Source organism: Pyruvatibacter sp. HU-CL02332 (assembly GCF_040362765.1).
Taxonomy (GTDB): Bacteria; Pseudomonadota; Alphaproteobacteria; order CGMCC-115125; family CGMCC-115125; genus Pyruvatibacter.
The window spans coordinates 1,838,866-1,860,930 of sequence record NZ_BAABWK010000001.1 but is presented as its reverse complement, the minus strand read 5'-3'; the positions used below and the strand labels follow the sequence as shown (position 1 = coordinate 1,860,930).

Here is a 22,065-nt window from a genome sequence, read left to right as displayed (position 1 = left end):
TGTAAAATACTTAACATTTGTTGGCAATCGCCGGTGCTACCCAATGGGTCAAGGTCACAAGAACCAGGCTAGGGAGACCCGCCATGCAGCCGGAAATCGCCGTTATCTTCGCAGTGCTTATCGGATTTGTGCTTCTCGAAATCCTTTTCACCAGCTTCTTCAAGAAGCCGGGACAAAATCGTGGTGACGCGATCGTGGAGATCGTGTCCACGGGTGTGCTGTCCGCCTTTACCCAGCCATTTGTGCTGGCAGGCGGCGCCGTGGTGGCAGCTTTCATCGCGCCGGATGCGGCAGGTGTTCTCAAGGACTGGCCGTTTCTGGCTGTTTTCGCGCTGTTCATCGTCTTTGACGACATGACCCAGTACTGGTGGCACCGGCTGTCTCACTCGGTGCCTGCGCTCTACAAGCTGCATCGGCCGCACCACAATGCGCCATACATGTCGATCCGCATCGTGTACCGGAACAATCTCTTCTACTACCTGCTGATGCCGGGTCTGTGGCTCTCCGGCGCGCTCATCTTCATGGGCGGCGGCTGGGTCTATGCGGTGTACATCGTCATCAAGATGACGGTCATTTATGGCGCTCACTCCGACGTTCGCTGGGATGCCCCGCTCTACAAGATCAGCTGGCTGTCGCCTGTCATGTGGGTGGTCGAGCGGACCATCTCCACACCTGCCACGCACAGCGCCCACCACGGCAAACACGCCGCGGATGGTGTCACCAACTACAAGGGTAATTTCGGCAATCTGCTGTTCTTCTGGGACGTGCTGTTCGGCACTGCCAAGATCACCCGTCAGTACCCGGAAGAAATCGGCGTCGAAAACCTGCCGGACACAAGCATCGCAGAACAGCTGCTGTGGCCCATCATCAGCACCACGCCTTCCCCGGTGCCTGTAACCTCAACACCTGTGGTGGAGAACTAGACCATGCGCACTTTTCGCCAACGGCTTACCGGCCACGCAACGCGTCTGCTTCTGGTCAGCTTCCTGGCAGCGCCCGCCGCACAGGCAACCGAGCCACCTGCGACGTCGCAGCCTTTGACCCAGGCACAGGCTGAGACCATCTTTGACTACGCCTACCCTTTGGTGGTGATGAAGAAGAGCCAGGACGTGATGTTCACGGTGCCATTCCGCGAACGGTCTGTTCCCAATCACTTCATCCACTTCAAACGTCTTGCTCAGCCTCAGAACCGTGCCGTGGTTCTGGGCAACCGCAATACGCTTTACAGCGTGGGCTGGGTTGACCTCAGCAAGGGTCCGGTTGTGTTTGAAATTCCGGACATGGGGGATCGCTACTATGTGATGCCGCTCATCGATGCCTGGACCAATACGTTCAAGAGCATTGGCTCACGCACCACAGGTCAGGATGCCCAGAAATACTTTCTGGTGAACCAGGCCTGGAGCGGTGACGTGCCGGAGGGATATGAGAAAGTCGTCAGCCCCACCAACATGGTCTGGATCACGGGCCGTATTCAGGCGGACTCCCCGCAGGACGCAGCAGCCGTCGGCAAGCTGCAAGATGCCTATGTGCTGATGACATATGCACAGGCTCAGGGTGGCGATGATCCGTTTGCCGATTATGTTCCCGCCTATGAGGCCACCAAAGTCGGCAAGCCCATTCCCTATTCTCTGAGGATGCCGGCGAACGCCTACTTCGATGGTTTTCTGGATGTCTGGGCCGACAATGCTTCACCGGCTGATGATGCAGACATGGTTGCTCTGCTTGCCTCCATCGGCATGACACCAGATGCCGACATCTCGTTTGAAGATCTGGACCCGCAGGTACAGGAAACCCTGGCCAGCGGCGCTGCCGCCAAACAGGCGGCCTATGTCAAAGCGTTCTATGAAGGCACCAAGCAGGACGGCTCATGGATCTTCAATGTGGAGCGCATGGGAACCTGGGGCACCGACTATGGACGTCGTGCTTACTGGGCCATGTGGGGCCTTGGCGCCAATCTCGTGGAAGATGCGGTCTACGCCGTGTCGCAGCTTGATGCTGATGGTGAGCCGCTCAATGGCAACAGCATTTATCGACTTCACTTTGAAGCTGACGATCTGCCGCCCACATCCGCCTTCTGGTCGGTCACTTTGTATGACCAGGAGGGATATCTGGAAGCCAATGAGCACAACCGGTACTCCCTGGGCAGCCAGCACAAACCTGTGACCAATGAAGAGGGCAGTGTCGATATTGTTCTGTCACGCGCAGCGCCGGAAGATGGAGCCAACTGGGTGCCAACACCCAAAGGCAACTTCAAGACCCTGCTACGCATCTACTGGCCGGGTGACGATGTGCTGGGCGGCGACTGGACGCCTCCCCCACTGACCCGCGACACCTCTTCCTAGAAACAGGCCATGCGCAGCACGAGAGTTAGATCTTTCGGTGCTGCGCATGGCTGATCTGATTTGCGGCGCGTCACTCCATGTGCGATCAAATCGCCATCATGACCATGACCGCACCAGCCAGCGTCCTTGGCGTCCATATCAGTCTGGACCATGCCTTCAGCAAACAGGCCGCAGACGAGATAGAGCTTGTGGCCGGGCTGGGCGTTGCCGGCGACTGCCACAAGGGCGCGCAGGTCAGGCATCGCTCCCGTGTCGCAGCAGACCCGACCCAGCCTAATCTCAGACAAGTGCATCTCATGCATGCGGAGCTTTTCGATGAGCTTCAGCCTGACTTTGACATCAAGGCCGGCGACCTTGGCGAAAACATCACCACGCGCGGCATCGACCTTCTGTCATTGCCAACCGGCACGACGCTGAAGATCGGCGCAACGGCCCTTGTCAGCCTCACCGGCCTGCGCAACCCCTGCCAGCAGATCGAAGCCTTCCGGCCGGGACTGCTCAAGCGCGTTGCCTACAAGAACGCAGACGGGCATCTCATCCGAAAAGCAGGTGTTATGGGTGTCGTTGTTCTCGGCGGCGTTGTTCGGCCCGGCGATAGCATCGACGTCTCGCTGCCACCTGTTCCGCACGCGCCGCTGGAGCGGGTCTAAGCATTCCCGCTGGACCGCTAGGCCAGCGACTTCGACGTTCTGACAACATGAGTTAGGAATGCGCCGATTGTTTCACGTTCGGCTTTGTCAAACGGTTCCAGCAATTTCTCATTCATGTCTCTGACCTGCGACCTGCTGCGCCCGATAAGGTCGCGGCCTGACTTTTCGATCATGACATTGAATACGCGTCCGTCCGCTTCAGACTGGGCACGGCGCACAAGATTCTTTTCTTCCAGAGTGTCTAGAAGATTGGTCAGTCGTGTTCGCGACATACCAACCCTTGTCGCAAGGTCAGACATTGTGAGGCCATCGTCAGCATCAAGTGCGAAGAGGATCACCTGATGTGCTGTCAAAATGCCCTCGCGTTCGCGAATGAGGGCGTCCGCTGCACGAAACAGGGAGGCATTGGCCTGCTGGAGGAGAAAGAAAACACGAGGGTCACCGCCGGAACGCTTTGTTTTTGACAATAGTCCAACCTTGGATTACTAATGAGCCAAACTTGGACTAATTTTTCAGATAGGCGCGCTGGCTGCAAGGCGGTCAGGCGAGGTAAATGATGTTTGTTGATCTGATCTACGGAACAGCCCTTCTGGCCAGCCTGCTCTGGTTCTCTGCAGCGCTGCGGTATTTTGGTTTCCAGCAATATGCAGCGGCGAAGGTAATGGTCCCGCGCTCGGCACGGTCATCACCGGTGTTTGACTCCATGGCAGCGGGCATTCGGTTTCTGGGTGGATTTAACGGCGCCTTTGCGCTGCTCTGCCTTTGTCTGTTCGCCTTGCTCATTGCTGGCGGTCCGCACTTCACGTCTGCCACTGAGCGGGTCGTTGTGCTACTCGCGATTGCGGCGGCTCACTTTTCTCAGTTTCTGGGCAACGTACCCATTCTGAGAAATGGCGAGCGACAGGGCGAGCGCTACTGGCCCGTGTTGTCCGGCCCAATGCGGTTCATCTTCTTGATGGATGCTGCCCAGTTTGCCCTCGCGGGCGCAGCAATTGTTGTCCTGCTGGCGTCAGGCTAAGGCGCTAGCGCGGGGGCATGCGAATGCCGCCGTCCAGGCGGATGGCCTGTCCATTGAAGTATGTGTTTCGGACCAGCTCCATTACGAAGCTGGCAAACTCCGGCGGGTTGCCCAGACGTTTTGGGAACGGCACTGACGCTGACAGGCCCTGCAACACTTTCGGCGGCGCGGCCTGCATGGGTGGTGTGGCGAAGATGCCGGGCATGATCGAGTTCACGCGAATGCCCAGATCCATCATATCGCGGGCCATGGGCAACACCAGGCCATTCACGCCAGCCTTGCCGGAGCCGTAGCCGACCTGGCCCATCTGCGCGTCCTGTGCGGCAACAGACGCCGTCAGCGTGATGACGCCGCGTTCTCCATCTTCATTGGGCTCGAGCGACGCCATGCCCAGGGCCGACAGAGATGCCACCCGATAGCTGGCCACAAGAATGCCATTGATGGAGTAGGCATAGTCTTCGGTTGGAAAACGCATGAACTCACCGGTTTCCCGGTTGCGCCCGACGGTCTTCTTGCCGCCCTTTGAGGTCATGGCGCAGTGGACACAGATGCGTTCCTGACCATGGGCGGCGCGGGCTTTTTCAAATCCGGCAACCACGCTTTCCTCGTCAGTCACATCGACCTTGCAGAAGATGCCGCCAATGGATTTGGCCATGGCCTCACCGGCCTCTTCGTTAAGATCAAAGATCGCGACCTTGACGCCCGCATCACCCAATGCCTGCGCGCTGGCCTTGCCCAATCCCGATGCGCCGCCGGTCACAACGGCAGCTGTTGTGCTGTCTATCTGCATGATTTTGTTCCCTGTACGGAGTGTTCTTAGAGTATGTAGCCGTCGCCCGTGGCGCGGATGGTGACGTCCCCCAGAGACACGCCCCAGGGCTGGTCGATGACCATCACGATGGCATCAGCGATATAGCCGGGATCCAGTACCGCATATTCGGCACTGTCCGGGTCAGCTTGCGCGGGTGACAACTGGCCTTCAGCGTATTGCCCCATGGTCTCGCCATAGCTCAGCGCGTTCTGGCCGAGAATGCCGACGACAGCGTCAGGATTGACGACGCCCGTCCCAAGGGCTGTGCCTGGCACGCCCGTTGGCTTGATGATGGTGACCTTGATCTTGCCCTGTGCTTCGACGCGCAGAGATTCAGACAGGTAATTCACTGCCGTCTTGGTGGCCTGATAGACGCCGGAGCCAAGCACAGGAAAATTGCCGTAGATCGACGACAAGTTGATCACATGGCCACGGCCCTGCGCCATCATCTGGTCGTAAACAGCCGACACGCCGTTGAGCACGCCCTTGATGTTGACGTCGATGCAGCGCGACCATTGCTCAGCTGCCGCTGCATGATCAGCGAAAAAGGCCAGCGGCATAGTACCCGCATTGTTGATCATCACGTCGATGGCGCCGTATGTGTCCACGGCGTGCTTCGCCATGGCGCGCATCTGCTCGAGGTCTGCCACATTGGTGGTAATGCCGGTGGCGCTACCGCCTGCATCGGTCACCTGCTTCACCGTTTCAGCGAGCGCGGCTTCATCAATGTCGGCACAGACGATCTTCGCGCCGAGTGCCGACGCCTTTTGCGCCACCAGGCGGCCAAAGCCGCCACCTGCGCCGGTCACCACAATGACCTTGTTTTCCACATGATTTGTCACAACAAGTCGCCTCCCACAGCGTGTTTTGCCGGGAAGACTGACACGCAGGCGAGAGTCCGCCAAACCCGTCAAGCCTGACGTAGGGGAATCAGTGCTGAAACAATGGAAGGCGTTGGATGACCCAGGACGCCAAGGTCACGATGCGTATGTAAAAGGCCCGCGTTTGACTTCCGGAAAGCGTTCATCGGCCTCGCGCTTTCGCGCCTCGACGTCGCGCGGGCTGACGGCCTCACCGCACTCGCTGCAATGCATGACGCCGCGGAAATCATGGCCGCAGGTCTTGTGACGGCGCAGGATTGGCGGGCCTGCTGCGTCTGAATAGTGCTCGTCACCCCAGTCCAGCAGCGCGATGATGGCGGGGTAGAGGCCAACGCCTTTTTCGGTCAGGCGATACTCAGATCGTGGTGGCTTGTCCTGATACTGGCGCTGGGTAAGCACGCCGTGCTCCTCAAGCAGTTTCAGGCGATTTGCGAGAGTGGTGCGGGAAATGCCCAGGCGCTTTTGAAAATCATCGAACCGGCGCACGCCCAAAAAGACATCACTTAGAATGACAAGTGTCCACCGGTCACCGAGCACAACTGATGTGCGGGCCATGGAACATTGCTGCTCGGGGAGGTCTTCCCATCTCATTGTCGGTCTCCAGACGCGCAGGGGGCGCGCCACAAATTATGTTTTCAATTTCTGCATAGCATCAAGACTCGACTTAGTCCAGTTATTGGACTAACTTAACCCAAATTGTGGACTCATCCGTCACAGCATTGGATCGTCATCATGCCAGCAGCAGCCCCCTTCAACCCTGAAGACATTGCCAACGCAAAGTACACAGAGCGGCCTGTCAAAGAGGGCATAACCACAAAGAAACTGATCTGCGCTGCCTGCGACATCGCCTGCACGGTGGTTGGTGAAGTGCAGAAGGGCCGGGTCACCAAGGTGCGCTCGTCAGACAACCCCATCTTCCGCGACAACATCTGCATGAAGGGCATCATTGCCCCCAAGGGTCTTGCGCACCCCAACCGTATTCTACACCCCATGAAGCGCGTCGGCGAACGTGGCTCGGGCGAATGGGAACAGGTGTCATGGGAAGACGCGCTCAGTGATATCGGGACACGCCTCAAGAAGGTCATCGCCGATCACGGGCCGGAAGCCTGGGCCGTCTCCACGAGCCAGTGGAACACATCAACAGACCATGGCCTTGGCCGCCGCATCATGAACCATGTGGGCTCACCCAACTGGATCAGCGGCGTGGCGCTGTGTGCAGGCAACACGGCGGCCGTCAATCGCTTTACCTACGGGTGGTTCCCGTTCGGCGATTTCGGCAACACCAAGTGCATTGTGCTGATGGGCCATAACCCGCGCCGGCACAGCTGGACGCCGCTCTACAACTCCATCCGCGGCGCACAGGCAAAAGGCGCGAAGCTCATCGTCATGGATCCGCGCCGCAGCTCCAGTGCTGAGCGCGCGGACATCTGGCTGCCGCTCAAAGTCGGCAGTGACGCGGCCATGATGTTCGGCTGGCTCAAGGTCATCATCGACGAAGAGCTGTATGACAAGGAGTTCGTCAAGAACTGGACCATCGGCTTTGAAGACCTGAAGAAGCGCGTGGACGAGTTTCCGCTGGAGCGCGTTGCGAAGCTGACCGGCTGTGATCCTGAAATGATTGCGGAAGCGGCCCGGGTCTATGCCACCAGCGGTCCGGCGGTCATTCCCTGGACTCCAATCACGGACATGCAGCGCAACAGCACGTCCGGCATTCGCCTACAGACCATTCTGCGGTCAATCTGCGGCAATGTAGATGTGCCCGGCGGTGAGCTGCTGCAGGGGTTCAACCCGGACATCATCAATGAATCCGAAATTGAAATGCACGAAGTGCTTTCGGACGAGCAGAAGATGAAGCAGCTGGGTTCCAAGGATCACCCGGCCTTCACCTATCGCGGCCAACTCCCGTTCCGCGAGCCAACCAAGCGCGTCTATGGACAGGAATACGCCAACCTCGTGATGGGCTGCCACATGGCCACACCGTCCGAGACGTTCAAGGCGATGGCGGGCGAAGGCGACTATCCGGTGAAGGCGTTCTTCTTCCTGGGCAACAACCCCCTGCTGAGTTACGCCAATATGCCGCTCATCGAAAAAGCGATGATGAATCAGGATCTCATCGTCGCCCATGAGCAGTTCATGACGCCCTCTGCCCAACTGGCAGACTATGTGCTGCCCGCGGATAGCTGGCTCGAGCGCCCGTGGCTGCACGACATGTTCGGCTGGATGTCCACTGTGCGCTTCTCTGAAAAGGCCATGGACCCTCCCGGTGAATGCCGCAGCACGTTCGAGTTCTGGAAAGGTATTGCCGGCGCGCTCGACCGTTCCGAGCTTGTGCCCTGGGACACACTGGAAGATTTTTACGACTACCGCGTCGCCCGAACAGGCATGACATGGGACGAGCTTGTCAAAACGGAAGTGCACTTCAAAAAGCCCGCCTTCCGTACCTATGAAAAGAACGGCTTTGCGACACCAAGCGGCAAGGTGGAACTCAAGTCATCCATTCTGGAAGACCTCGGTTTTGATCCCCTGCCCTACTTCCGCGAAGACCCGCCCAAGGATGAAAACTACCCTCTGATGATGTTCACCGGCGTCCGCGAAGACGGGTTCTTCCAGACCGGTCACCGGCACATCCCGGAGATGCGTGCGCGCCATCCCGAGCCGGAAATCTATCTCAATGAAAAGACCGCCAAAACGGCAGGCGTTACCGAGGGCGAATGGGTGACCGTTGAAAACCAGCTGGGGAAGATCAAGGCCAAGCTGGCGATCAAGGACGCGATGCCGGATGACCTTGTGCGCGTACCCCATGGGTGGTGGAAACCGGAAATGCAGCAGGGCTCAGGCCATTTGAGTGGTGCCCTGGATTACGGCGACTCGCAGCTGTGCCGTGATGATGCGGACTTCCTCGACCGCGAACAGGGCATCCCGCACATCAAGGGCATCCCGTGCCGGGTCGTGCCGCTTGTGGCAGAGGCACCTGCATCGAAACCCGCCGAAGTCACACGTCCTGTCATGGAGCCCGCAGAATGAGCCTTAGCGACAAGGATATCCGCAAGAAGGAACGCAGTGCCCGTTTGATGATGTGGATGGCGGCGCGCAGCTCGCGCAATCAGACCTTCATCGACAGGATGTGCCGCAAGCTCATTGTGCGCGCGACAACGGTTGCGCCGGAAGATGACTTCATGCGGGACCCGCTCATCGACAATGACGAGGGGTTTGATCCAGACGAACTGGATCGCTATCAGCGCGGCGAGATCGCGTAGCCGTCCCTCCAACCGATGTTCAATGCAAAAGCGTCCGGCCTATTCGCCGGGCGCTTTTGTGGTTATGAGCAGCTGGGTGAAATAGTCCGTGCCCAGCACCAGATTGTCGATGGAGATGCGTTCATTGGTGCCATGAATGGTGACGATGTCCTCGGACCCCACTATGAAGGGATTGAAGCGATAGGCATCGTCGGCCACCTTCACGTAGTGCTTGCTGTCCGTGCCGGCGACGGTCAAACCGGGTGCAATGATAACGTCGCCAAGAACATCGCGCGAGGCACTGGCCAGTGAGGCAAACCCCTCAGCTGACGTGCTGGCAACCGGCGACGCGTTGCCACCGCGCGGACGGCGGCGCACTTCAATGTCCGGCCCCACTGCCTGCTCTACATGCGCCACCACTGACTCAACTGTATCGCGCGGATGCAAACGGAAATTCACCGTCGCGATTGCGTTGATGGGCAACACGTTCTCCTTGATGCTGGCGGAGAGCATGGTGGGTGCTGTTGTTGTCCGCAGCATGGCGTTGCCCGCGGGCAGACCCGTCAGCATGTCTTCGATCATGCCGCCAAAGAGCCACTGATTGGCAAAGGCCATGCGCTGGGTGAAGGGCATGTGGCGCGCCAGCGTGCCGTAGGCTTCACCGCTGATGCCTTCAAGGCCACCGGGCACCGGCGCGTTCTTCAGCTTGACGATCGCATCAGCCAGAAGCGTCACCGCTGACTCCTGCGGCGGCATGGAGGAGTGGCCGCCTTGCGCCGTGGCGACAAGATCAAGGGTGACATAGCCTTTCTCGGCCACGTTGATCATGGCGACCTTCTGATCAAGCCCGGGGATGATGCCATCCAGCACGAAGGAGCCTTCATCCACAGACCACGCAAGCTGCACACCTTCTGCCTGCAGATAGTCAACCACACCGGCAGCACCTGTGCCGCCACCGATCTCTTCGTCGTGACCAAAGCTGAAATAGACCGTGCGTTCCGGCTGGAACCCGCGCTCTAGCAGCAGCGTTGCGGCTTCCATCATGGCAATGACGCCGCCCTTATTGTCGAGTGCGCCGCGGCCCCATACATAGCCGTCTTCAATGACGCCCGCGAACGGGTCCTGCTTCCACAAATCTTCCGTACCGGGAATAACTGGAACCACATCATAATGAGCCGTCAGCAATACCGGCTTGACGCTGGTGTCCTTGCCTTCCCACCTCATCAGGATGGTTTGCTCTGCAATGAGCGTCCGGTCCATTGCCGCATGGGCTGCGGGGTAGGTCTGTTCAAACCAGGCGATGAACGCATCGAATGCCTGACGGTCGCCTGGCTGCGGGTCTTGCCGTGAGATGGTCTTGAACTGCAAGGCTTGGGACAGGCGTTGCGCCAACACATCCCGGTCAGGGCTGTGAGTGACAATCTCGCGTTGCTCCAGGGCGGGCGGGGTGTACATGAAGGTTCGGATGAGAACCACAGCCACCAGCAAGACAAGCACGGCGACCACGCCAAGAAGAACACGTTTCATTGTTTTTATTCCGATTTTCAGCAACGAGTGGCGGGCACCCTAGCAACTGACCGGACAGGACAAAACCAATTTGGCGCTCTCCTTGGCCACAGGGTCCGTTTTGCTTTAGAACCTACCCATCAGTTTATTGATGGAGCCCACGCACATGATATCCCTTACCCGCGAGAATGACGTTTTCACCCTCACCATGGATGCGGGCGAAAACCGCTGGAACACGACGTTTGTGCGCGACATCGACAAGGCACTTGATGAGGTGGAGGCGTCCACTGGTCCGGCCGCACTTGTGACGCGGTCAACCGACACAAAGTTCTTTTCCAACGGGCTTGATCTTGAGTGGCGCCAGGACCCCGCCGCCCACCCGGAAGGCGGCGACGCGGATGCGTTCGGGCTCGAGTTCATGGCCCTCATGGGCCGCTTCATCACCCTGCCAGTGCCCACGATCTGCGCCATCAATGGTCATGCCTTTGGCGCGGGCTTCATGGTCGCCCTGTGCCACGACATCCGCATCATGCGCGAGGATCGCGGTTTCATGTGCGCTAATGAAATGGCCATCGGCTTTCGCATCCCGTCCGCAGAGCTGGCGCTGTTCAGGCACAAACTGTCCGGCAGTGCCTTCTATGAAACCGTGCAGTTCTCGCGCCGCTGGGGTGGCCCCGACGGCAAGGCCGCAGGGGTTGTTCAGCACACAGCAGCGTTAGAAGACATTCCAGCGCTCGCACTACAGATCGCGGAACAATCCGCCTCCCTGGCCGCCAACCGGGAATTATTTGGCGACCAGAAGCAACGGCTGTTTGGCGAAAACTCCGTCCTCAACCTGCCCCATGGGGCCGCCCACATGCTGAAGAACGCAGAGCAGTTCGGCTAGGCGTTGCGGATGGTGAGGCCACCGTCGACGGGAATGACAACGCCCGTCAGGTAACTCGCTGCAGGCAGCACAACTGACAAAGTGATGTTGGCGACTTCCTCCGGAATGCCGTAGCGGCGCAAGGCCGTGCGGCGCTTGGAGAAAATCTCTTTGTGCTCGTCCGAGATGCCAGACGTGATGCCGGTAATGATCGGGCCGGGACAAATGCAGTTGGCTGTGATGCCTTCCTTGCCGAACTCCACCGCCATGGCGCGCGTCAGGCCGATGACGCCGGTCTTGGCGGCGACATAGGCTGAGTTCATGGAGGTTGCGCCCAGCCCTTCCGTCGAGGCGACATTGACGATGCGAGCCGCATCAGATTTGCGCAGATGCGGCAGGGCCGCCTGCACCATGCGTTGATGCGACGTCAGCATCACGTTCAGGCTCAAATCCCAGCTGTCGTCGTATCCATCTTCACCAAGGGGCACCGGGCGCGCGAGACCTGCATTGTTCACCACAATGTCGATGCCGCCAAAAGTCTCAGCCGTTGCGGCGGCCACACGCTTGATGGCGTCGGGATCACCGACATCCAGCTCCCATGCCTTGGCGGTCTTGAAGCCCGCATCTTCGATCTCAGCCACGACGGCGTCACATGCCTCCTGCTTGAGGTCTGTGACGGCGACGTTTGCCCCTTCGCGGGCAAACAGATGGGCTGTCGCGCGGCCCATACCGCTGGCAGCGCCGGTGACAATGGCTGTACGGCCCGCGATGGAGCGGTTCAAGGGCTGATAGGGGATCATGACGTTTCCTGTGTTTGTTTTTTCGCCTCCACAATAGGCACTTGCGCCCCTTGATCAACAAAAGCGCGCGGGTGACACTTTGGGTGAAACAACAAACGATCAGGAAACGCCTCATGCTTACGCTTCACTTTGCCCCCAACTCCCGCGCCGGCCGCATCATGTGGCTGCTGGAAGAACTCGAGCTGCCCTATGAACTCAACAAGATGGCCTTTCACCCCAAGGATCTGAAATCGGATGAACACCGCGCCCGCCACCCGCTGGGTCGCATCCCGGTTCTCGATGATGGCGACATCTCGATCTACGAATCCGGCGCCATCGTTGAGTACGTTCTGGAGCGCCACAAGAATGGCGGCCTGAAGCCTGCCGTCGCGGACGCCATGTACCCGGAATATCTTCAGTGGTTCCACTATTGCGAAGGTATGGTGATGCCCCCGATCAACACGATCGTGGTGCATACGCTGCTCCTGCCGGAAGACCGCAGGGACGCGACCGTGCTGGGGCAGGCACAACGTCTGCTGACGAAATCTCTCGCACCGGTCGAAGAGGCGCTTGAAGGCCGTGAGTATCTCATCGGCAATTTCTCCGGCGCCGACATCATGCTTGGCCACTCCATCTTCATGGCCAATCGTATGGGTTGCGTCACGGATGACATGCCCAACCTCAAAGCCTATGTGGCCCGCATTGCCGCACGACCGGCCTTCGACAAAGCCATCAACGAGCAATAAGCGGCGGCCTTTGCCACACGAGGACACGCATGGCTGATCCAAACAAGGCCATCGAGGCTCAGGCCGTGATGCACCACCAGTATTTTCTGGGGCTGCAGCTCATGGTCGCCTCGACCAAGGGGCCGGACATTGTTGGCGACTGGATGTTCCGTCTGTTTCGCCGACAGCATGAGGAAAAGTTTCTCTCCAGCTTTGAGAAACTGGGCCTGTCCGACCTCCCCCCTGCGGTCGCCAGCGCGAAGTATCACGTGCTGTCCAATTCCATGGGCGGGGTCAGCGTCGAGTATATGGCGCAGAGCGATACCAAGGCCTGGGTGCGCTTCCGCTATCCACGCTGGATGTATGATGGCGCTGCCATCTGCGGCATTCCTGTAGAAGCAAGTCGTGGCTTCCTGCGCGGCTGGTACGCCCAGAACGGCATATCGCTTGGTAACCCGCGTCTGGGATTTGTGTGCGTGTCTGAAGACATGACCGGGCAATTCGGGTTGTGCGGCTATTTCCGTGAATTCGACCATGACCTGACGGAGGATGAGCGGCTTCAGTTTGCACCGGACGAAACGCCGCCGCCTTACAAGGCCGAGGATCAGCCGGTCCCGCCGGACTCTCAATGGTCAGAAGAACGCCTTGCGAAGGCCAACCGCAACTACGCCATGGAATACATTCGCAATGGTATGCTGGCGCTGGTGTCGGTGATTGGTGCTGAGGAAGCACGCGCCCTCTCCACCCGCGCGGCCAGACTGATCGGCCTGCAGACCTATCAGCGACTTGCGACCATGGTGGACGGGCATGATGGCGACGCTGCAGACGCTGCGCAGTTTCTCGCAACCATGTTCACCGGCATGGGCGATACCTGCGTGCTTGAGCCGATGTCCCCGCGAACCACGGCCAAACTCCGCCAGAGTGGGCTGCGCATTATGCGCGGTCTTGATGACGCCGCGCGCGAAGCGTTACTGGCACCATGGATTGAGCTGTGGCGTGGCGCGCTTAGTTCCTATCGCATTCGCAAGGAGGTTGATGTCACCCATAACGGCGATAGCCTGTTGTGGACAATTCGAGACATCACGTGATCTCAAATACCCCTAACCCGCACGACCCACTCGCAAGGAAAACCAATGAGCCAGAACTTCGTCGTCAGCCGCGCTGATTTGCGCGACGCAAAACTTGCTCCCGCCGCACCGCTGGAGCCAGCGGAAGGTGAGGTCGTGCTTGAGATCGAACGTTTTGCCCTGACAGCCAACAACATCTCCTATGGCATGGCCGGGGACATGCTGGGGTATTGGAGTTTTTTCCCAGCTGATGACGGCTTTGGCCGTATCCCCGCCTGGGGCATCGCGCGTGTTACCAAGAGTGCTCATGCGGGCGTCAAAGTTGGCGACACGTTCTTTGGCTATGTGCCCATGTCCAACGAGGTGCTGATGACGCCGGTGGATGTGTCATCGCGCGGGTTCAGTGACGGGGCGGCCCATCGGGCACAACTGCCGGCGATCTATCAGGAATATCTGGCGGTGACGCCTGCCAACGGCTTTGACGGCAAAACGGATGATCTGCAGTGCATCCTGCGTATCCTGTTTGTCACCTCAATGCATATGGACGATCACTTTGCGGCCAATGATTTCTTCGGCGCCTCCACGCTGATCATCGGCAGTGCATCCAGCAAGACAGGCTACGGGCTTGCCTATCTCGCCAGCAAGCGGCCGGGCATCAAGGTTGTTGGTCTGACGTCTCCTTCCAACAAGGCCTTTGTAGAGGGTCTTGGCATCTACGATACGGTTCTTGCCTATGATGAAGTTGAAAAGCTCAACCAGAGCGAGCCGAGCGTCTATGTGGACATGTCCGGCAACCGGGATGTCCTGACGCGCATTCACACGCATCTGGGCGACGCCCTCAAAAACAGCACAGGCGTTGGAGCAACGCATTGGGATGCGCCACGCGACGACGCGGCGGAGCTGCCCGGCCCAACGCCGGACTTCTTCTTTGTGCCAACCCACATGGTGGAGCACCGCGAGCGCGATGGCCTTGCGGGACATGACGCGCGCATCGTTGAAGGCTCGACTGCATTTTACGGTGCGGCGAAAAACTGGATTGATATCCAGATGCACGCCTTTGCCGACATGAGCGATACCTATGCGTCACTGCTCAAGGGTGTGTCGCCAAAGGACGGACATATTGTAGTGGCAGGCTAGATGGCTTCCAGCCTCGCGGGTACAAACTTGTGGTGTGGCGTGCCGAAGAACTTGTCTTTGTTCTCGAGTGACGTCAGCTCGTTGACCGACACACCTTGCAATTCATCCTTACCCTGAGCATTGGGATAGAGGAGCCCAAGCCCGTTTGGCAGCGAAAGTGTTCCTTCGCGCATGCGGTCGTCATAGGCCACCAACACTTCGGCTTCACCGGCTTCTGTGACGACCTTTGCCTTGCCGCCGTCCTTGATGCCGGCACCAATGGCATCGTCCGGATGCACGGCCATAGAGATCGCGTCGTTGCTCTTGCGCCACTCGGGATCACGAATGATCGTGTTGGCCGTGTATGAGCGCCGCTCACCGGCCGCCAGCACAAAGTCGTAATCGTCTCCAGCTTCAACCAGGTCCTGCATGTCTGACAGGCCGGCCACTTCGTCCAGCATTTCAGCGACGTTGAGATGGATGCGGTTATCTGCGTGGCGCAGCTTTTCAAACGAGTCCTCGATGTTGTCTTCCGCAAACACCACGCCTGAGTGACCGTTGAGTATTGCCTTGAACAGGTTGAGCGCCAGTTCCGGCCCTTCCCCCTCAAAGCCCGCCTGGCGCAGTGATTTCTCGTTTGCCATTGCGTATCGCTGGGTCGCGCCCCAATAGAGTGCTGCGGCCTCTGCACCTTCGGGCAAGGCTGCCCCCATGGTGCGATACAGAATGTAGCTCAGATATTTGAAACTGCCGGGATTGGCGCCCAGATAGTCCATTGCGGCTGCGGAATACGCCTCAAGGCCATTCTTGGCGGCGTCTTTGAGGGGGGCCAGCTCAGCTGCATCAATAACACCCAGCGCATCCACAATGCGGGCGTGAATTTCGGGTTCCGGCAGGACATTGCCAATCGGCTTTAGAACCGGCGGACGCAAGTGATGCACGTTCTTTGGGAACTCAAAGTTGAAGAATGTCGCTTCCCATTTTTCGTACTGGCTCGGCGACGGCAGCACATAGTCTGCTTCACGCGCGGTTTCCGTCATGGCCACATCCATCACCACGACCAGGTCAAGCGCACGCAATGCCTCGCGCCACTTGGTGCTGTCCGCCATGGAGTGGGCCGGGTTGCCGCTCTCAATCCACATGGCGCGATAGCGATTGGGATGGTCGGTGAGAATTTCATCGGGCACGGTGTTACAGGGCACCAGACCCGACACGATGCGCGCGCCGGTTACAGGAGACTTGCGGTAGTCCTGCTCATACCCCTCGTCGTCCGCCTCACCCACGTCATCAAAGCCAAAGAACGGCCCGACGAGCTGGGTCAACGGCGCCATGGTGTGGGGCTTGCCGAAATTGCCCGTGACCATCATCAGCAGATTGTTCAGATAGGAATTGAGTGTTGAGTGCGGTGCCATCTGAAGACCGATGTCTTCATAACTTGCAGCCGTCTCTGCCTTGCCGACCGCTTCAGCCGCTTCTTTGAGGAGGGCAGGCTCGATCCCGGCATATTCCGCATACGCATCAACATCAATGCCTTGAAAGCGCGCGCGGACTGCATCGAGGCCTGTGGTGTGGTCCGTGTGCCAGTCCTCCGGCACCAGATCCGACTGGATGATGTGGGCAATCATGGCGGACAGGCACCAGCTGTCGCGCCCCGGTTTCACAGCCAGATGATAGTCAGCAAATTCAGCCGACTCAGAGCGCCGAGGGTCAATGACGATGAGAGAACGATTTTCGTCCTTGGCGATCTGGCGGATCATGACGCGCGCCCGCTGATAGCCATTGGACTGCCACGGGTTCTTACCAATGATGACAACGGCCTGCGCGTCATGCACTTCACCGTGCACATTTGCACCGAACATGCGCCCCATGACCCAGGCCATGCCGGTCTTTTCCTGCGCCAAGGCGTTGGTCTGATATTTCATGCCCAGCGCCGCGCGGACGCTGGAGAAATAGGCGCCGCCGAGATGGTTGCCCTGGCCACCGCCGCCATAGCGGAAAATCTTGTCGCCGCCGTGTTCGTCGCGGATTGCCGCCATCTTGGTGGCGACCTCTGAAATCGCTGTGTCCCAGTCGATCTCTTCAAAGGTGCCGTCTTCGCGGCGGCGCAAGGGGGCTGTGAGCCGGTCCTTGCCGTTGACGTAATAGTCAATCTGCAGGGCCTTGTTGCAGGTATAGCCGCGTGAGGCCGGGTGGTTCTTGTCGCCCTTCACCCGCGTGATGTGACGGTCGCCTTCGCCGCCCACCTGCACCTGAATGCCGCAATTGGCGTAACACAGGTTGCACGCCGTGCTCATCCACTCGCTTTTTGCCGCGTCCGCCATCTGCCTAGCCTCCAAAGGGTCCGTTTCTTTTTAAAACCCTATGGCAAAAAATACGTTTCGCCAAAGGAAAACCGCACTCCGCAGTTGGTTGACATCTATAAACAAACAGGTCAGCCTGTTTCTATTGAAACACTAAAAGGGGACCCAGCATCATGAAAACGCCGGAACAAATTGTCCGAAAGGCCTGTCAGACAGTCTGGAATGACTTCGAAATTGACCGGGTCGGCGAGTTCTATGGGGACGACTACACAGCGGACTATCCCATGGGCGACGCCTGGGGGTCCGGAGTCGATGGTGTCAAAGCCTATGCCACGCTGATGCGGTCTGCCTTTCCGGACTATACCGAAGAGGTGGAAGACTTGATTGCGCAAGGCGACAAGGTTGTCGTCTGCCTGCGGGTACGAGGCACACACCGAGGAGAATTGTTTGGAATTCCGCCGACAAACAAAACCGTCGACGCACGCGACATTACGATCTGCGAAGTACGCGATGGCAAAATCGTCAAACAGACAGGCCTGAGTGACACTTTCACCATGTACACGCAGCTGGGTCTGATCCCATCCGCAGAGACCGAAGCCGCCTAGCGTAGGTCGCTGGCAAAGGAAAACCCATGTCGGATACGTCTTCAGCCCAAGGGTCTGACCTAGGCCTCTATACAGGTGTACCTCAGCACGAAAACTTCCAGCGGATGATGGACCTGTTTCCATCTCGCAAAATGGAAGCTGCTGAAAACCCAGTCGAATGGCCTGACGGACCTGTAATAAAACTGCCGGAGAGTTTTACATTTGAAGGCGTGTCGCGCTCCGTAGCGGCGTTCATGAACGAAACAGACACCAGCGCTCTACTGGTCCTCCACAAAGGTGAAGTGCGATTTGAAGACTACTACCTCACAGGCGGCCGTGACGTGGCCTGGATTTCATGGTCAATGGCAAAAAGCTTCATCTCGGCTTTGGTTGGCATCGCCTTTAATGAAGGCCTCATCCAGTCTGTCGATGATCCCATCAGCAACTATGTTCCCCGGCTAACCGGCTCTGCGTATGACGGCGTGCCCATACGTCATGTGCTGGCCATGTCTTCCGGTGCCCGCTGGAGTGAGGACTATAGTGATCCGGATGCGGACGTTCACAAACTAAGCGCGGTAATGGCTGGCGCCAGTACTCTGGATGATTTCGTTGCAGGCATGCAGCACGAGCGCGCGCCCGGTTCGCTGTGTCAGTATAATTCTGCCGATACGCAGGCGCTCGGCATGCTGCTGGCATGCGCCACCGGCCGTGATATTGCTCAGTACATGCAGCAGAAACTCTGTGTGCCTCTTGGCATGACCCGCTCGAGCTACTGGCTTCTGGATATAGCAGGCCGGGAACTCGCGCTGGGAGGCTTGTGCATGACCGCCAGAGACTTTGCAAAAATCGGCGAGCTGTTCCGCAACAATGGGCGGTTTGGTGATCATCAGATCCTGCCAGCGGAATGGGTCACCTCTTCAATAACACCGACGGGCGAGCATCAGCAGGCTGGCAACGTGATCGTTGGTGGGCACGTCCTGCCTCTTGGCTATGGTGATCAATGGTGGGTACCCGCAGGAGATCGGGGAGAGTTTTCAGCCATTGGGGTCTACAACCAATTTGTGTTCGTCGATCCGTCACGGGATGCCGTGATCGTCAAGCTGTCGGCGAACCGCGCTTACGGTACCTCGCCTGAAGAAGCGGCCAATCGTGAGATGGAAACTGTCGAATTCCTGCGTGCGGTCGCCGCGCAACTGGACTGATCAATCTGCCAGGGCGTCCTCCACAAGTGCACACCACTTGTCATAAAGGTCGCGCCTAAACTTCGGGTCATCGTGAACGCCGCGCTGGACCACAAGGCCACGAAACAGGTAGACGCTGAGCTCAATAGCGTCCTTTACGCGGGCCAAAGTCAGCGGATCCGCACCAATGTCATCGGCCATGTCACGCATGGACCGCACAGCGTCCGTGTCGTGTCGCGCCAGCAACGCCCGCAACTCGGGATCAGTGCGTGCAGCGACCATGGCCTCCATGCCGGTTTGAATGAAGCGATCATCAAGCATCGCTTCCCAAATGCCGTCGAGCAGCGCTCGGAGGGTTCTTTCATGCCCCTCACCGGCCGCCAAACGCTCTACAATCTTCTTCTCATACTGGCCCGCGCGCCAATCCAGCGCGGCTGCCAGAAGAGACGCCTTTGTAGGAAAATGATGTGTCTGCGCACCGCGCGAGACGCCAGCCTGTTTGCATATTTTGGGCGTACTGGCCTTGGCCCATCCTTCCTTGAGGATGACATCAAGAGTGGCATCCAGCAGCCGTGCGCGCATCCGCTCGGTGCGCTCTTCATTGCGGACGGGGATCTTTTCACTTGCCATTCGTTGCTTATATGCGACCTCATCCAGTCAGCCAAACAAAGCAGTCTGTTTTGCAAACGACTTCAGATCCAGTGAACCGCCCAACATCTTGATCTTGGACGGTTTGCGCCCCATTTATTAAGTGTCCGATGCCCATACTGGGGTCGGATGGGTTGGTTTGCGGCCAAAAACCGGACTGACCCTTGAGAAAAGCCGCTTTTGTATGAGGGCTTTGGGCTATGACACGGGTTACTTCTTTTACCCATCCGCTGTTGTTGGGCTTTGACGGGCTTGAGCAGCTTCTGGACCGGGTCGGACGGCTTTCAAATGAAGGCTATCCACCATTCAACATCGAACAGACCTCTCCGGTAGAGGGCGAAAGTGGTGTGCATCACTTCCGCATCACGCTGGCTGTCGCCGGGTTCACCCGCGACGAGCTGTCTGTCACCGTTGAAGGCAATGAACTCATCATCAAGGGCAAGCAGACCGAGGACGAAGATCGCGCCTTCCTCCATCGCGGCATTGCTGCCCGGCAGTTCGTGCGGGTGTTTGTTCTCGCTGACGGCCTAGATGTTGAGACGGCGGATCTGGAAAACGGATTGCTGAGCATCGACCTCGTTAAACCGGAACCCAGCCAGACAGCTCGGCGGATCGAGATTGGTTCGTCGAACACGGATGACAGGGCCCGCGACGCGAAAGAAATCAATGCACAAGAAGTATCAGTGCCCGCAAAGACTGCCGTCTAACCAGAGGCAGGCGTATAGGAGTACACACGATGAATAATGAAACACGGTTCGTAGATTTGCTGGCGCCCATGAGCAGCCAGGATTTCGCCGCCTTCGGCGCACCCAAGACCGTCTATGTCCGCGAAGTTGGACCGGATGCGGTGCGCGATGTTGTGGGCGATGAAACGGACATCCCCACTGATGCTCGCTTCTTTGCGGTGCACGCCGCTGATGGCACACGCATGGCCATCGTTGATGACCGCGATGCGGCTTTTGCCGGCGCACGTCAGTACGACCTGGACCCGGTCAGCGTCCACTAGTCGCACAATCATTGAGTTTCAGGTGAAGGGCCTGCTAGGCCGCGTGGCTTTCAGCCGGGCGCGTCAATGTCTGGTAGATTTCGTCCGCAGAACTGGCGTTGCGCAGGCTATTGGTGACGCCTTCGTTGCGCAGCAGGCGCGAAATACGGGCCAGTGCCTTGAGATGGTCAGCACCGGATTCTTCAGGCACGAGCAATAGGAACACCAGGTCCACCGGCTCGTCGTCGACAGCATCAAACTCGATGGATGTTTCAAGACGCGCGAAGAAGCCTTCAAGCTGCGTCATCTCCGACAGACGGGCATGAGGAATGGCAATGCCATGGCCGACACCGGTTGAGCCCAGGCGTTCGCGCTCAATCAACGCGTCGAAAATGACTCGCGCATCAATACCGCTGGCTTCGCTGGCGCGTGCGGCCAGGTCCTGAAGCACCTGCTTTTTGCTGCCTGCATGCAGGCTTGCAAATACACGGTCGGCCGCCAAAAGATCTGAAAGATCCATGTCACGTCCCTGAATGGCATGCCCCCAGCCGAACCGGCATCATAGCATGCAAAAAATCAAAATCCTGCACGGTCGATTGCGTCGAACCCGCGCGCGTTACAGGTGCCGGTCAGCCTTTGCTGCCGAGTTCCACCCAACCGATGTTCCCGTCGTCGCGGCGATACACCATGTTCACGTCACCCGCCTCGCCTGCCTTGAACAGCAGGAAGGGCGCGTCGGCCAAATCCATGCGCATGACAGCTTCACCAACTGACAGACGCTGAAGTTTGGTCGTGGTTTCAGCAATGATGATGGGCTGGTCATCTGACCCGTCAGCCGCATCGTGTTCTTCCGCTTCACCGGCCAGCACGCGGGCGGGGAGTTCAATTTCTTCCGGTGCCTGGCGGCCTTCTGCGTGGTGGTCCTTCAGCCGGCGCTTGTGGCGGCGCAGGCGCTTTTCCATCTTTTCGGCAGCGCCATCAAAAGACGCGTAGATGTCGCCCGCGCGATCCTTGGTCTGTAGCACTACGCCATGACCAAGCCGCACGGTGCAATCAGCCTGAAACTCGTGGCCTTCTTTTGAAAACACCACATGGGCGTCGGTGGCGCGGCCGAGATATTTCTCAGCGGCTGCCTCAAGACGATCCGTCACGTGGGTCCGCAATGCGTCCCCCACATCGATATGCTTGCCGGTAACCTGAACCTGCATGGAGCCTCAAATATCAAAAGTCGTGTTGTGAAGCGCAGCTACCAAACATGTGTGCCGGCAGCGCGTCGGCGGTTCCCCGCCTCTCCTCGAAAATCGCCTCTCAAAGGCCAACTTTCCTGTACGAGCGCCGGACCCTAGTGAGGTCGCTTGGGGGTGTCAACAC

24 protein-coding genes are annotated in these 22,065 nt (G+C 58.5%); 14 read left to right on the top strand and 10 right to left on the bottom strand.

Annotation, left to right across the window (positions count from 1 at the left end; genetic code table 11):
* The first annotated feature begins 83 nt into the window (after positions 1-83).
* The 3 genes from ABXH05_RS08850 (at position 84) to ABXH05_RS08840 (ending at position 2,992) form a co-directional block, all read left to right on the top strand.
* The gene (locus tag ABXH05_RS08850) at positions 84-923 is read left to right on the top strand and encodes a sterol desaturase family protein (RefSeq protein ID WP_353560688.1); all 840 of its coding nucleotides are present in this window, start codon (positions 84-86) and stop codon (positions 921-923) included.
* A gap of 3 nt (positions 924-926) precedes the next feature.
* Entirely contained in the window at positions 927-2,342 is a 1,416-nt protein-coding gene (locus ABXH05_RS08845; RefSeq protein ID WP_353560687.1) for a DUF1254 domain-containing protein, read from the top strand.
* A gap of 77 nt (positions 2,343-2,419) precedes the next feature.
* Positions 2,420-2,992, top strand: coding sequence for an MOSC domain-containing protein (locus ABXH05_RS08840; protein WP_502947725.1), 573 nt, complete (start codon positions 2,420-2,422; stop codon positions 2,990-2,992).
* Between the two features lie 17 nt (positions 2,993-3,009).
* On the opposite strand, the gene ABXH05_RS08835 is transcribed toward ABXH05_RS08840, so the two are convergent.
* The gene (locus tag ABXH05_RS08835) at positions 3,010-3,459 is read right to left on the bottom strand and encodes a MarR family winged helix-turn-helix transcriptional regulator (protein WP_353560686.1); all 450 of its coding nucleotides are present in this window, start codon (positions 3,457-3,459) and stop codon (positions 3,010-3,012) included.
* Between the two features lie 86 nt (positions 3,460-3,545).
* Between ABXH05_RS08835 and ABXH05_RS08830 the strand changes: the two genes are divergently transcribed.
* Entirely contained in the window at positions 3,546-4,010 is a 465-nt protein-coding gene (locus tag ABXH05_RS08830) for a hypothetical protein (protein WP_353560685.1), read from the top strand.
* Positions 4,011-4,014: 4 nt separating this feature from the next.
* Here ABXH05_RS08830 and ABXH05_RS08825 read toward each other — a convergent pair whose 3' ends face one another.
* The 3 genes from ABXH05_RS08825 to ABXH05_RS08815 form a co-directional block, all read right to left on the bottom strand.
* Positions 4,015-4,800 (bottom strand): SDR family oxidoreductase, encoded by a 786-nt coding sequence (locus tag ABXH05_RS08825; protein WP_348136810.1) that lies wholly within the window; start codon positions 4,798-4,800, stop codon positions 4,015-4,017.
* Between the two features lie 26 nt (positions 4,801-4,826).
* Positions 4,827-5,663, bottom strand: coding sequence for an SDR family oxidoreductase (locus ABXH05_RS08820; RefSeq protein WP_353560684.1), 837 nt, complete (start codon positions 5,661-5,663; stop codon positions 4,827-4,829).
* Between the two features lie 135 nt (positions 5,664-5,798).
* Entirely contained in the window at positions 5,799-6,293 is a 495-nt protein-coding gene (locus ABXH05_RS08815; protein WP_353560683.1) for a winged helix-turn-helix transcriptional regulator, read from the bottom strand.
* Between the two features lie 141 nt (positions 6,294-6,434).
* Between ABXH05_RS08815 and ABXH05_RS08810 the strand changes: the two genes are divergently transcribed.
* Positions 6,435-8,726, top strand: a complete 2,292-nt coding sequence (locus ABXH05_RS08810; RefSeq protein WP_353560682.1) for a molybdopterin-containing oxidoreductase family protein — start codon at positions 6,435-6,437, stop codon at positions 8,724-8,726.
* Positions 8,723-8,959 (top strand): hypothetical protein, encoded by a 237-nt coding sequence (locus ABXH05_RS08805; protein ID WP_353560681.1) that lies wholly within the window; start codon positions 8,723-8,725, stop codon positions 8,957-8,959. The genes ABXH05_RS08810 and ABXH05_RS08805 overlap by 4 nt, the downstream gene beginning before the upstream one ends.
* Positions 8,960-8,998: 39 nt before the next feature.
* Here the strand turns inward: ABXH05_RS08805 and ABXH05_RS08800 are convergent, their stop codons facing one another.
* Complete coding sequence (locus ABXH05_RS08800; protein WP_353560680.1) at positions 8,999-10,465, bottom strand: M20 family peptidase; 1,467 nt, start codon at positions 10,463-10,465, stop codon at positions 8,999-9,001.
* Positions 10,466-10,610: 145 nt separating this feature from the next.
* Between ABXH05_RS08800 and ABXH05_RS08795 the strand changes: the two genes are divergently transcribed.
* Positions 10,611-11,330 (top strand): enoyl-CoA hydratase/isomerase family protein, encoded by a 720-nt coding sequence (locus ABXH05_RS08795; protein WP_353560679.1) that lies wholly within the window; start codon positions 10,611-10,613, stop codon positions 11,328-11,330.
* On the opposite strand, the gene ABXH05_RS08790 is transcribed toward ABXH05_RS08795, so the two are convergent.
* Positions 11,327-12,109, bottom strand: a complete 783-nt coding sequence (locus tag ABXH05_RS08790; protein ID WP_353560678.1) for an SDR family NAD(P)-dependent oxidoreductase — start codon at positions 12,107-12,109, stop codon at positions 11,327-11,329. The genes ABXH05_RS08795 and ABXH05_RS08790 overlap by 4 nt on opposite strands.
* A 113-nt stretch (positions 12,110-12,222) precedes the next feature.
* On the opposite strand from ABXH05_RS08790, the gene ABXH05_RS08785 reads away from it, so the two are divergent.
* Genes ABXH05_RS08785 through ABXH05_RS08775 form a run of 3 tightly spaced genes read left to right on the top strand, consistent with a single transcriptional unit; the run spans position 12,223 to position 15,017 of the window.
* On the top strand, positions 12,223-12,834 hold the full coding sequence (locus tag ABXH05_RS08785; protein WP_353560677.1) for a glutathione S-transferase family protein: 612 nt from the start codon (positions 12,223-12,225) through the stop codon (positions 12,832-12,834).
* A gap of 29 nt (positions 12,835-12,863) precedes the next feature.
* Positions 12,864-13,901, top strand: coding sequence for a hypothetical protein (locus ABXH05_RS08780; RefSeq protein WP_353560676.1), 1,038 nt, complete (start codon positions 12,864-12,866; stop codon positions 13,899-13,901).
* Between the two features lie 45 nt (positions 13,902-13,946).
* On the top strand, positions 13,947-15,017 hold the full coding sequence (locus tag ABXH05_RS08775; RefSeq protein ID WP_353560675.1) for a DUF2855 family protein: 1,071 nt from the start codon (positions 13,947-13,949) through the stop codon (positions 15,015-15,017).
* Here the strand turns inward: ABXH05_RS08775 and ABXH05_RS08770 are convergent.
* Positions 15,014-17,317 carry a molybdopterin-dependent oxidoreductase gene (locus ABXH05_RS08770; protein WP_353560674.1) on the bottom strand — a complete coding sequence of 768 codons (2,304 nt, stop codon included), beginning with the start codon at positions 17,315-17,317 and terminating at the stop codon, positions 15,014-15,016. The genes ABXH05_RS08775 and ABXH05_RS08770 overlap by 4 nt on opposite strands.
* A 152-nt stretch (positions 17,318-17,469) precedes the next feature.
* Here ABXH05_RS08770 and ABXH05_RS08765 point away from each other — a divergent pair, with 152 nt between their 5' ends.
* On the top strand, positions 17,470-17,901 hold the full coding sequence (locus ABXH05_RS08765; protein ID WP_353560673.1) for an ester cyclase: 432 nt from the start codon (positions 17,470-17,472) through the stop codon (positions 17,899-17,901).
* Positions 17,902-17,927: 26 nt separating this feature from the next.
* Positions 17,928-19,082, top strand: a complete 1,155-nt coding sequence (locus tag ABXH05_RS08760; protein WP_353560672.1) for a serine hydrolase domain-containing protein — start codon at positions 17,928-17,930, stop codon at positions 19,080-19,082.
* Here the strand turns inward: ABXH05_RS08760 and ABXH05_RS08755 are convergent, their stop codons facing one another.
* On the bottom strand, positions 19,083-19,691 hold the full coding sequence (locus ABXH05_RS08755) for a TetR/AcrR family transcriptional regulator (RefSeq protein ID WP_353560671.1): 609 nt from the start codon (positions 19,689-19,691) through the stop codon (positions 19,083-19,085).
* Positions 19,692-19,909: 218 nt separating this feature from the next.
* On the opposite strand from ABXH05_RS08755, the gene ABXH05_RS08750 reads away from it, so the two are divergent.
* Together ABXH05_RS08750 and ABXH05_RS08745 are read left to right on the top strand one after the other, a co-directional pair.
* On the top strand, positions 19,910-20,416 hold the full coding sequence (locus tag ABXH05_RS08750; protein ID WP_348136793.1) for an Hsp20 family protein: 507 nt from the start codon (positions 19,910-19,912) through the stop codon (positions 20,414-20,416).
* A gap of 29 nt (positions 20,417-20,445) precedes the next feature.
* Positions 20,446-20,715, top strand: a complete 270-nt coding sequence (locus ABXH05_RS08745) for a DUF1150 family protein (RefSeq protein WP_348136792.1) — start codon at positions 20,446-20,448, stop codon at positions 20,713-20,715.
* A 34-nt stretch (positions 20,716-20,749) separates the two neighbouring features.
* Here ABXH05_RS08745 and ptsN read toward each other — a convergent pair whose 3' ends face one another.
* Complete coding sequence (gene ptsN / locus ABXH05_RS08740) at positions 20,750-21,214, bottom strand: PTS IIA-like nitrogen regulatory protein PtsN (RefSeq protein WP_348136791.1); 465 nt, start codon at positions 21,212-21,214, stop codon at positions 20,750-20,752.
* 109 nt (positions 21,215-21,323) lie between these two features.
* Entirely contained in the window at positions 21,324-21,902 is a 579-nt protein-coding gene (hpf, locus tag ABXH05_RS08735) for a ribosome hibernation-promoting factor, HPF/YfiA family (RefSeq protein ID WP_348136790.1), read from the bottom strand.
* Positions 21,903-22,065: the final 163 nt, after the last annotated feature.